This is a genomic window from Klebsiella sp. I138, from assembly GCF_051131765.1.
GTDB lineage: Bacteria > Pseudomonadota > Gammaproteobacteria > Enterobacterales > Enterobacteriaceae > Klebsiella.
In genome coordinates, this window is sequence record NZ_CP180447.1 from 432216 (window position 1) to 443815 (window position 11600).

Annotated in this window: 9 protein-coding genes; 4 read left to right on the forward strand and 5 right to left on the reverse strand. The window is 58.0% G+C overall.

The window, feature by feature from the left end; all coding sequences use genetic code 11:
- Window positions 1–138: 138 nt before the first annotated feature.
- The 4 genes from dalD (at window position 139) to ACMYSK_RS01965 (ending at window position 5041) form a co-directional block, all read left to right on the forward strand.
- On the forward strand, window positions 139–1506 hold the full coding sequence (dalD, locus tag ACMYSK_RS01950) for a D-arabinitol 4-dehydrogenase (RefSeq protein ID WP_434639813.1): 1368 nt from the start codon (window positions 139–141) through the stop codon (window positions 1504–1506).
- A 9-nt stretch (window positions 1507–1515) separates the two neighbouring features.
- Window positions 1516–2979 carry a xylulokinase gene (xylB, locus tag ACMYSK_RS01955; RefSeq protein ID WP_434639815.1) on the forward strand — a complete coding sequence of 488 codons (1464 nt, stop codon included), beginning with the start codon at window positions 1516–1518 and terminating at the stop codon, window positions 2977–2979.
- Window positions 2980–3048: 69 nt separating this feature from the next.
- A complete protein-coding gene (locus ACMYSK_RS01960) occupies window positions 3049–4326 on the forward strand; it encodes an RbtT/DalT/CsbX family MFS transporter (RefSeq protein WP_434639817.1) in 1278 nt (425 codons plus the stop codon).
- A gap of 52 nt (window positions 4327–4378) precedes the next feature.
- The gene (locus ACMYSK_RS01965) at window positions 4379–5041 is read left to right on the forward strand and encodes an HAD family hydrolase (protein ID WP_434643750.1); all 663 of its coding nucleotides are present in this window, start codon (window positions 4379–4381) and stop codon (window positions 5039–5041) included.
- An 87-nt stretch (window positions 5042–5128) separates the two neighbouring features.
- Here ACMYSK_RS01965 and yegS read toward each other — a convergent pair whose 3' ends face one another.
- The 5 genes from yegS to ACMYSK_RS01990 all read right to left on the reverse strand — a co-directional run bounded on the left by yegS (window position 5129) and on the right by ACMYSK_RS01990 (window position 11599).
- Window positions 5129–6022, reverse strand: a complete 894-nt coding sequence (gene yegS / locus ACMYSK_RS01970; protein ID WP_434639819.1) for a lipid kinase YegS — start codon at window positions 6020–6022, stop codon at window positions 5129–5131.
- Window positions 6023–6305: 283 nt separating this feature from the next.
- The gene (gene yegQ / locus ACMYSK_RS01975; protein WP_434639821.1) at window positions 6306–7667 is read right to left on the reverse strand and encodes a tRNA 5-hydroxyuridine modification protein YegQ; all 1362 of its coding nucleotides are present in this window, start codon (window positions 7665–7667) and stop codon (window positions 6306–6308) included.
- Window positions 7668–7935: 268 nt separating this feature from the next.
- Window positions 7936–8658, reverse strand: coding sequence for a two-component system response regulator BaeR (gene baeR, locus ACMYSK_RS01980; RefSeq protein WP_434639823.1), 723 nt, complete (start codon window positions 8656–8658; stop codon window positions 7936–7938).
- A complete protein-coding gene (gene baeS / locus ACMYSK_RS01985) occupies window positions 8655–10187 on the reverse strand; it encodes a two-component system sensor histidine kinase BaeS (RefSeq protein ID WP_434639825.1) in 1533 nt (510 codons plus the stop codon). The genes baeR and baeS overlap by 4 nt, the downstream gene beginning before the upstream one ends.
- Window positions 10184–11599 (reverse strand): MFS transporter, encoded by a 1416-nt coding sequence (locus ACMYSK_RS01990; protein WP_434639826.1) that lies wholly within the window; start codon window positions 11597–11599, stop codon window positions 10184–10186. Before ACMYSK_RS01990 ends, baeS begins: the two co-directional genes overlap by 4 nt.
- Window position 11600: the final 1 nt, after the last annotated feature.

Below are 11600 nucleotides of genomic sequence, written 5' to 3' on the forward strand. Positions count from 1 at the left end.
GTTTTGAAATCAGGCAAGCTTTTGCTCTTATCTGGTCATTTATAATTTTAATGGGCAATTGCTCTTTTGTGATCCGTCGCTCTTATTTGGAGCAAATGATCATCTACAGTGAGTCACATCACTCAAGGAGATCAGAATATGAATCAGCAATTCACATGGCTTCACATCGGTCTGGGTTCGTTTCATCGTGCGCATCAGGCGTGGTATCTGCATCGCCTGATCGCCTCCGGCGATAAGCGCTGGCATATTGCGGCGGGAAATATTCGCCAGGATGCCGAACAGGTGGTTCAGGCGCTGGCCGCCCAGAACGGTCGCTACGTGCTGGAAACCGTCAGTCCGGAAGGGGAGCGCGAATATGAAGAGATCACCTCCATTCAAAAACTGCTGCCGTGGCAGGACGGGCTACAGCCGCTGATTGACGAAGGGGCCAACCCGCAGACCAAAGTGATCGCCTTTACCGTGACGGAAGGGGGTTACTACCTGAATACCAGCCATAAGCTGGAAACCAGTAATCCGGATTTAATCAGCGATCTGCAGGGTGGCTGCAAAACCATTTACGGCACCATCGCGCGTATTCTGGAAAAGCGCATGGCGGATAACGCCGGGCCGCTGACGCTGCTTAACTGCGATAACGTTCGTCACAACGGTGAGCGTTTTCACGACGGGCTGGTAGAGTTCCTGCAGCTAACCGGCAAGCGGGCGGTCATGGCGTGGCTGACGGCGAATGTGACCTGCCCGAACACCATGGTGGACCGCATCACTCCGCGTCCGGCGGCCGACCTGCCGGCGCGCATCAAAGCGCAAACCGGTATTGACGATAAGGCGCCGGTAATGGGCGAAACTTTTATTCAATGGGTGGTAGAGGATAATTTCCGCGATGTGCGCCCGAACCTCGAAGCCGTCGGCGTGGAGATGGTGGATTCGGTTATCCCATACGAAGAGGCGAAAATCCGCATTCTGAATGCGTCGCACAGCTGTATCGCATGGGCGGGTACTCTGATCGGCCAGCGCTATATCCACGAAAGCACGCTAACCGATTTTATCTACGCAATCGCCGACCGCTACGTTACGGAAGATGTGATCCCATGCCTGGGTGACAACGGGATCGATTTGGCGACTTATCGCGACGTCGTTCTTAAGCGCTTTACCAACCCCTATATCCAGGACACCAACCAGCGCGTGGCGGCGGATGGATTCTCGAAAATCCCGGCGATGATTGCTCCGACGATGCAGGAGTGCTACCAGCGCGGGGTCCGCCCGGATGCAACCGCCATGCTGCCCGCACTGTTCTTCGTCTTTATGGAGCAGTGGCATAAAGGCACTCTGCCTTACGCGTATCAGGACGGTATTCTTGATGCCCAGGCGGTCCATGAAATGTTCGAATCCAGCGACCCGATTGCGCTCTATGCCAAAGACCGGGCGCTGTTTGGCTCCCTGACCGAACGGGCCGATTTCCTGGCGCTGATGCGCGAGAAGATTGCCGCCGTTTATTCCCTGATCCAGTAGGAGGTTGCTATGTACTTAGGCATCGATCTTGGCACCTCGGAAGTGAAAGCGCTGGTTATTGATGAGAACAATGACGTTGTTGCCAGCCATAGCGCGCCGCTGACTATTCAGCGGCCCCATCCACACTGGTCAGAACAGGCGCCGCAGGCATGGTGGGAAGCCACAGAGTATCTGATGACCACGTTGCGGGAAAAATGTGGTCCTCACTGGTCCGCTATCAAGGCCATTGGCCTCTCCGGGCAGATGCACGGGGCGGTAATGCTGGACAGCCGCGGGGAGGTGATTCGCCCGGCCATTCTGTGGAATGACACTCGCTGTGCGCAGGAGTGTCGTGAACTTGAGGAGATGGCTCCTGAGCTGCATCAGGTTGCCGGAAACCTGGCAATGCCGGGGTTCACCGCGCCGAAGCTGCTGTGGGTGCGCCGCCACGAGCCGGCAAACTTTCAGCGCACGGCAACGGTGATGCTGCCGAAAGATTATCTGCGTTACAAAATGACCGGCAAAAAAATCTCCGATATGTCGGATGCCGCAGGGACCCTGTGGCTGGATGTTGCGAAACGCGACTGGTCCGATGCGCTGCTGGATAAGTGTGGTCTGTCGCGCAGTCAGATGCCTGCGCTGGTTGAAGGTTGCGAGGTGTCCGCCACCCTTGACCCACAGATTGCCGCACGCTGGGGATTAAATGCCTCGGTGGTGGTGGCTGGCGGCGGCGGTGACAATGCGGTAAGCGCGATTGGCGTTGGGGCGGTCTCGCCTGGGGATGCGTTTATCTCATTGGGAACGTCCGGGGTGCTGTTTGTTGTCACCGATGCCTATCGCCCGGCGCCGCAGTCGGCGGTGCACGCCTTCTGCCACGTTTTACCGAACCTGTGGCATCAGATGAGCGTGATGCTCAGCGCCGCCAGCTGCCTGCAGTGGTTCTGCCGTTTAACCAGCACCACCGAAGTGGCGCTACTGGAGGAGATTGCCCAACTGAGTGAAGAAGAGAAGGCCAATGCGCCGTTCTTCTTGCCCTATCTTTCCGGGGAGCGTACGCCGCATAACGATCCGGATGCGCGCGGGATGTTCTGGGGTATGACGCATTCCAGCCTCCGCGCACAATTGGGCTACGCGGTGCTGGAAGGGGTGAGCTTCGGTATCAACGATGGCTTGCAGGTCCTGAAAGAGAGCGGTACGCGCATTGAACAGTGTTCGCTGGTGGGCGGCGGAGCCCGCAGCCCGTTCTGGGCGCAGCTGCTGGCGGATATTCTTGATATGCCGGTTGTGACCCATAAAGGCGGTGAAACCGGCGGCGCGCTGGGCGCGGCGCGACTGGCCTGCCTGGCTGCAGGGAAGCCGCTGGCTAGCGTCTGCGAAAAACCGGAGGTCTACCAGACCTGGCGCGCTGCGGCCGAACGTCATCAAATCCTGATGCAGCGCTATGCGCAGTTTAAAGCACTTTATCTCAACGACCTGAATTTCCGACATCACTGATTTTAATAATAAAAACCCTCCGGTGACTGCACCGGAGTGGCTTCCTGTACCCTGAAAAACGAGGTCATTATGTCCGTGAATAGCAAACAGTGGTTCGGTCTGCCGCTGAATCTGATATGGGGATACATCGCCATCGCCGTGTTTATGACCGGCGACGGCTTTGAGCTGGCTTTCCTGTCGCACTACATCAAGGAGCTGGGCTTTTCCCCGGCCCAGGCCTCCTTCGCCTTTACGCTGTATGGCCTCGCCGCCGCCCTGTCGGCGTGGATCTCCGGCGTGGTCGCCGAGATCATCACTCCGCAGAAAACGATGCTCATTGGCTTCGTGCTCTGGTGTGTGTTCCACGTGCTGTTCCTGGTCTTCGGCCTCGGCCACGCCAACTACCCGCTGATCCTGCTGTTCTACGGTATCCGCGGCCTGGCCTACCCGCTGTTCCTTTACTCCTTTATCGTCGCCATCGTGCATAACGTGAAAAGCGATGGTGCCAGTTCGGCGCTGGGCTGGTTCTGGGCGGTGTACTCGATTGGTATTGGCGTGTTCGGCAGCTATATCCCGAGCTTTACCATCCCGCATATCGGCGAGCTGGGCACCCTGTGGCTGGCGCTGGTGTTCTGCGTGACCGGCGGGATTATCGCGCTGGTGTCGCTGCGCCATATTCAGACGCCGCGCCATATGCAGAACCTCACCACCCGGCAGAAGTTTGCCGAGCTGGGGCGCGCCGCCACGCTGCTCTACACCAACCGCAATATCCTGCTCTCCAGCATGGTGCGTATTATCAACACCCTGTCGCTGTTCGGTTTTGCGGTGATCATGCCACTGATGTTTGTCGATGAGCTGGGCTTCACCACCTCAGAGTGGCTCCAGGTGTGGGCGGCCTTCTTCTTCACCACCATCTTCTCCAACGTACTGTGGGGGATCCTCGGTGAGAAACTGGGCTGGATACGCGTCGTGCGTTGGTTTGGCTGCCTCGGCATGGCGCTGTCGAGCCTGGCGTTTTACTACATTCCACAGCACTTCGGACATAACTTTGCCATGGCGCTGATACCGGCAATCGCGCTGGGGATTTTTGTGGCGGCGTTTGTTCCGATGGCGGCGGTATTCCCGGCGCTGGAGCCGCAGCACAAGGGGGCGGCGATTTCGGTCTACAACCTGTCGGCGGGGCTGTCGAACTTCCTCGCGCCGGCGATTGCGGTAGTGCTGCTGCCGTACTTCAGCACGATTGGGGTGGTGGTGGCCTACACCGTGCTGTACGTGCTGGCCTTTTTCCTTTGCGCCTTTATTCGCGTTGAGCAGCCAGGCTTTGCCCTTAAGCAGGTACCTGCCCGCAAAGACGTTGAGTTTTCTTGATAACAGTATCGGGCTGACAGGAGAGTCCCGTCAGCCCAGTCTGAGGTAGATGATGAGCATTAAAGCGGTAATTTTTGACATGGATGGTGTGATTATTGATTCGGAAGCCCTGTGGCGCCAGGCGCAAAGGGAGGCGCTGGCCAGCTGGGGCGCGACGGTCAGCGAGGAGGAGTGTGAAACGCTGACCAAAGGCAAACGGCTGGACGATATTGCTCGCGTGTGGTGTCGGCACTGCCGGCTGGCGATTGCGCCCCAGCAGCTGGAGCCGCTTATTTTGCAGCGTATCATTGGGCTGATTACGGCAAAGGGGGAGGCGATGGAGGGCGTCAACGAGGTATTGGCGCATTTTCGCCACCAGGGCTACCGGATCGCGCTGGCAACGTCCTCTTCTCACCAGGTCATTTCCGCGGTACTCGATAAGCTCGCGCTGCGCCCGTATTTTGACGTAATTTCCAGCGCCGATGATGAAGCCTGGGGCAAACCGCACCCGGCGGTCTATCTCTCAACCCTGCGCAAGCTGAGTCTACGCGCTGAACAGTGCCTGGTTATCGAGGACAGCTTTCATGGTTTTTGTGCGGCACAGGCGGCGGGTATCGCCACGGCCGTTATTGCGCCAGACTGCCAGCACCCGCGTTTTGCCGCCGCCATCGCCCGTCACCACTCGCTCTCCGGGCTGCTGCAAAAGCACCCGGAGCCCGATCTGGCGGTGGGCTAAGCACCCTATTAGTGAGCGCAGAATTCCTGGAGGTGTAAACGGTCTGTTAATCTCTTCATTCTGCGCTCGCTTTTTCTGCCGGGCGTATTATTTTAGCAGCGCACAGTCCGGCGGCAGACGGCAGCGCAGCGCGCCGGGGATAATTTCCATGCGGAAATGCTTACCGGTCAGAGGTTCACCATCGAGGTTAAAGGTCATCTCGTGCGGAGCGGTGATTTCGAACCATGACGATACGCCGTCGACGAGGTTAGGGGAGTTGTCGGGATTCGCCAGGGTAGTAAACAGCGCGGGGAGCAGCTCTTCGCCGGTAAAGACCCGCAAATGCAGCAGGCCGTCGTTAATCAAGGCCTGTGGGCAAAGCTGCTGACCGCCGCCGGCCTGGCGACCGTTGCCGATGCCGATAACCAGCGCATTTCCGCGCCAGCTAAAGTTCTCCCCGCGGATCTCACAGCGGTCGGGCTTCAGGGTATCCATACGCATCAGACCATGAATAAGATAGGAGACGCCGCCCAGCGCGGCTTTGAGTTTTTCCGGCGTTTCAGTGGTAATCCGGGTGCCAAAGCCACCGGTCGCCATATTAATAAAGCCGGTTTTATCGTTTACCCGCGCGACGTCTATTGCGATATCGCGACCGACGATCGCCAGCTTCAGCGCGCTGGCAAGATCCTGGGGGATCCCTACGCTGGTGGCGAAATCATTGGCGGTACCCAGCGGCAGGATCCCGAGTGCGACCTGGCTTTCACGCTGGACCAGCGCCGTGGCGACTTCATTGATGGTGCCATCACCGCCGCCGGCAATCACCGTACCCACCTCAAGCTGTATGGCTTCATCGACAAAGCGGACGGCATCGCCTTTTTCCCATGTCACGCGAACATGAATGTCGAGTCCTTCATCGCGCAACAATCTGACAGCGTCGCGCAACTGCGGTTCGTTAGCTTTTTTGCCATTAAGAATCAGTAAGCTGGCTGGGAACGTTGGCATGAATATGGCTTCCTTTTCGCACAAGATGCAGAAAGTGTACAGCATGAAGGCGGGGATGGATATTTTGTAACATCAGCCACGGACGAAGAAGGAGAAGGGCAAAGCGGTGCGTGAAAAAATAAGCCCGCGTAAGGGAGATTACGCAGGCTAAGGAGGTGGTTCCTGGTACAGCTAGCATTTATGGGTTATGTTTTTCAGCAAGATGGATGATACCCACTTCAAACGAAACGGTGTGTGATCCGTTTCTAATATCCGTGCATCCTGAAAAAATAACCCTGATAAACTAGTTACTATGTGGATTGCGGGTGCTCTGACCAGCAAAGTTGCGCATCAGCAGAGCATACTGCAACTCCATCTCTTCCGGCACAGGTAACCATACTGTATAGCCATCGCCAGGGGCGACCGGCATCACTTCACCTTTGGCATTTACCATATGCTCAAGGGTAAAGTTAACGTTGCCCTGCGGGGTCATCAGCTCAAGGCTGTCGCCGATAGAAAACTTATTCTTCACCGCCACGGCGGCCAGCTGGCCGTTGCGCTCGCCGGTGAATTCCCCCACAAACTGCTGACGTTCGGACAGGGAGTAGCCGTACTCGTAGTTCTGATAATCATCATGGGTATGGCGGCGCAGGAAGCCTTCGGTGTAGCCGCGGTGGGCCAGCCCTTCCAGCGTTTCCAGCAGGCTTTCGTCAAATGGTTTGCCCGCGGCGGCGTCGTCGATAGCCTTGCGATAAACCTGAGCGGTGCGCGCGCAGTAGTAGAATGATTTGGTGCGGCCTTCGATTTTCAGCGAGTGCACGCCCATTTGCGTCAGACGTTCGACGTGCGCGATGGCGCGCAGGTCTTTGGAGTTCATGATGTAGGTGCCGTGCTCGTCTTCGAAGGCGGTCATGTATTCGCCCGGACGCTTGGCTTCTTCAATCATGAAGACCCGGTCGGTTGGCGCGCCGATCCCAAGCGTTGGTTCGACGGTCTGTACCGGAATCGGCTCCTGCCGGTGAACGATATTGCCAACAATATCTTCTTTGCCTTCCTGGACGTTGTATTCCCAGCGGCAGGCGTTGGTGCAGGTGCCCTGGTTCGGGTCGCGCTTATTGATATACCCCGAGAGCAGGCAGCGGCCGGAATAAGCCATACACAGCGCGCCGTGGACGAAAATCTCAATTTCCATTTCCGGGACCTGGCTGCGGATTTCGGCAATTTCGTCCAGCGACAGTTCGCGGGAAAGAATCACCCGGCTCAGGCCCATCTGCTGCCAGAATTTAACGGTCGCCCAGTTGACGGCGTTAGCCTGTACCGACAGATGAATCTGCATATCGGGGAAGTTTTCCCGCACCAGCATAATCAAACCCGGATCGGACATGATCAGCGCGTCCGGCCCCATATCCACCACCGGCTTCAGATCGCGAATGAAGGTTTTCAGCTTGGCGTTGTGCGGCGCAATATTGACGACCACGTAGAATTTTTTCCCGAGCTGATGGGCTTCATTGATGCCCAGCTGCAGGTTTTCGTGGTTGAATTCGTTGTTGCGCACGCGCAGAGAATAACGCGGCTGGCCAGCATAAACGGCGTCTGCGCCATAAGCGAAAGCGTAACGCATATTTTTCAGCGTTCCCGCCGGGGATAGGAGTTCCGGTTTAAACATGATGTTCTCGTTCTGATGACAGGTCAGATTCGCCACACCTGATGCGGCGACTTGGGGAAGCACGCTCCGAGGGAGAGTGCCCACACATTAAGGGTGGGCATTGTAGCGCTGTGGGGAAGGAGAGTAAACCGTCTGGCATTAATCAATGCGCCGCTCACTCGAAACCGTAGCGTCTCCCCGCAGGCGCTGCTACGCACCTGACCGGGCTACTGAAACCAGTAACCCGGTCGGCACAGCGCCACCGGGAACAGGTCGGGCAGGTGGTTAGCTACGCCAGACGGCAGGTGTCGGCCTCCCAGCGATAGCCGACGCCGTAGACGGCGCGGATAAACGACTGCTCGGCGTCCAGCGACTCCAGCTTACGGCGCAGGTTTTTGATATGGCTGTCGATAGTCCTGTCGGTCACCACGCGGTAATCATCATAAAGGTGATTGAGCAGTTGCTCGCGCGAGAACACTTTACCCGGCTCCTGCGACAGGGTTTTCAGCAGGCGAAACTCTGCGGGGGTCAAATCCAGCAGCTTATCGCGCCATGAAGCCTGAAAACGCCCCTCATCGACAATCAGCGGACTTTCCGCATCCAGCGCCAGCAGATCGCGGCGCGGTCGGCAGCGGCGAAGAATTGTTTTCACGCGGGCGACGACTTCGCGCGGGCTGTAGGGCTTGCAGATATAATCGTCGGCACCAATCTCCAGTCCAAGCAGGCGATCGATTTCCTCAATTTTCGCCGTCACCATGACCACCGGAACGTCGGAAAAACGGCGGATTTCCCGGCACAGCGTCAGACCATCGGTTCCCGGCAGCATCAGATCTAACAAGATCAGATGTGGCGGGGTCTGGCGAACGTAAGGCAATACCTGATCGCCGTGATTAATCAGGGTTGGCGCATAACCTGCTGCGAACAGATAGTCGAGCAGCAACTGACCCAGCTTGGGTTCATCTTCCACGACAAGAATGCGTGGGGTATTTTCATCAACAGGCAATTCACTCATACGTCTCTCGATATATCACGTTCCAGAGGTAACTCTACTTTAATGCTAACCCCGCCAAAAGGCGAATGGTCGGCCCGTAAGGTGCCGCCGTGGGCAGCGACGATGTTGACACAGATTGCCAGCCCCAGCCCGGAGCCGCCGCTGGCACGGTTGCGCGAGCCTTCGGCACGGTAAAAGCGCTCGCACAGCCGTTCCAGCTGCTGATCGCTCACGCCCGGACCGCTGTCGGCAAAATCAAGGATTAAGCGACGGCCTTCCTGGCTGGCGCTGATCAGCAGACGCCCGCCGCTATCGGTATAGCGGAGGCTGTTTTCCAACAGGTTGTTAAAAAGCTGCATCAGGCGATCGGCGTCGCCAAATACTGTTGCATTTTCCGGAAGCGAAACGGCGATGGTCAGCCCCCGGCTGGCAAAGCGTTCACGGAAGGCGCCCGCCGCCACCTCCAGCAGCGTAATGATGTCAACGGAGGTTTTTTGATAGGCCAGCGCGCCTTCATCGGACATCGACAGCTGGTGCAGGTCGTTGACCAGTTTGGTCAGGGTGGCGACCTCCGCCTGCAGCGAGGTGACGGAATCCGGGGTGAATTTACGCACGCCGTCCTGAATCGCCTCCAGCTCTCCGCGCAGCACCGCCAGCGGAGTGCGCAGCTCGTGGGAGATATCCGCCATCAGATCGCGGCGCATTTGCTGGTTGCGCTCAAGCGTGCTGGCCAGCTGGTTAAAATCCTGCGCCAGCCGGCCGAGCTCATCGCTGCTGCTGACGGCCACGCGGGTAGTGAAATCTCCCGCCGCCAGACGGTGAGTCCCTTCGACCAGCCGTTTTACCGGCGCCAGCAGGCCGCGCGCCAGCGGGAAGGTCGCCAGCGCGGCAAGGATTGTCGACAGGGCGACGATGAGCCAGCTGGTGCGTTTTTGCTGACGGTCAAAGTTAATATCGGTATTGCGCGTCAGACGTTCGACCGGCGAAGCGATGACTGCGCCAACCTGTACGCCGTCAACGACGATGTCGCGACGGCTGCCGTCTTCGGGCACCCCCTCACGGGGACCAACCAGCACGCGCCCTTTTTGATCAACGACCCAGAAAAGCGTGCGCCAGCCGTGCGGAGGCATATCCGGGCCGGGCCCACGCGGGCCGCCGGGCGGACCGCCCAACGGGGGACCATCGGGCGGTGGACCCTCGGTGCCAGGACGACGATCCGGATCCGCACGGCCGTCAGGCCCGCCGCCGGGATTCGCTTTGCGCCCGCCGGGGAAGCGATCGTCGTTATCACGATCGAACGATTTCAACAGTTGGAAAATAAAACGATCGTTGTTGCGCAGGAATTTCCAGTTACCGTGCAGGGCATACTGCTCGCTTAGTGCATCCCCCAGCATCGTCAGCCGCTGCTCATTTCCGCGCTTGATATAATCGATAAACCCGCGTTCAAAGCTGATACGCACTGCCCAGTGCATGCTGATTAACAGCACGATGCAGGTGGCTAAAATCGCCAGGAACAGCTTGCCGGTAATTCCGGGACGCCATAGCTTCACGGCTCACTCCTTTTACGTCTGGCGATCGCGGTATTGCTGTCGGTATCATCCGGAACGCGGGAAAAAATGCATGCCGGTAGCGCAATAATCACCGCCATACACAGGTAGGTGTAGAGAAAGACCTGATGGGTGGTTGCGGCATCGGCGCTGATATGCTGCTGTCCGAACAGGCCGAGCAGCATCCCGGCAACGGTAACGCCAATACTCATCGACAACTGCATGACCATCGACAGCATACTGTTACCGCTGCTGGCGAGGTCGTCCGGCAAATCTTTGAGCGTCAGAGTGTTCATGGACGAGAAGCGGCTGGAGTTGATCATCCCCTGCACAAACAGCACCACCGGCAGCAGCCAGTACCAGCCCGCCAGGGCGACGGCCATAAACAGCAGGCTGACCAGCGCCAGGCCGACGGTCGCCACCATTAACACGCGGCGGTAGCCAAAGCGGTTCACCACCTGCACCACGATACGTTTCATGCCCATGCTGCCAAGTACCATCGGGATCATCATCAGCCCGGCGTGAAACGGCGTAAATCCAAGGCCAATTTGCAGGAATACCGGCGTCATAAAGGGCAACATACCGCTGCCGATACGCCCGGCAAAGCTGCCGCCGAGCCCAAGGGAGAAGGTGCGGTTGCGAAACAGATTCAGACTGAACAAGGCGCTGTCGTTGCCCCGGGCATACCATAAATAAAGCAGGATTGAGGCCACGCCAACGGCCACCAGCGCGGTCAGCAGCAGTGGGGAAATGCCCAGACCTTTTTTACCGTCAAGCGCGAGGGTCAGTGTCGCCATCCCCAGCGCCAGCAGGATAAAGCCAAAAATATCGAAACGCCGGGTCTGGAGCGTGTAGTTAGGCATCAGCCACAGGGTGGCGATGGCGCCGATAATGCCTACCGGAATATTGATTAAGAAAATCCAGTGCCAGGAGGCGTATTCCACCAGCACGCCGCCGAGCGCCGGGCCAAGCAGAGGCCCGACCTGGCCGGGGAGGGTGACAAACGTCATGGCCGCCATGTACTGGGCGCGCGGTACGATTTTCATCACCGTCAGACGACCGACGGGAACCATCATGGCGCCACCGATGCCCTGCAGCACGCGGGCCATCACTAGCTGATCGAGGGTCCCGGCCTGGGCGCAAAACAGCGACCCGAGCGTAAACAGAATAATGGCGCTAAAAAAGATATTGCGTACGCCAACCCGGTCCGCCAGCCAGCCGCTGGCGGGCAGCATGATCGCAACCGTCAGTACGTAGGAGACGATAACCATATGCATGTGCAGGGGGCTCTCCCCAAGGCTTTTAGCCATCGAGGGGAGGGCGGTATTAACGATAGTGGTGTCCAGCGACTGCATAAAGAAGCCGAAAGCCACTATCCATAATTGCCAGCGTACGCTGGAGGGAAGCTCTGTCATG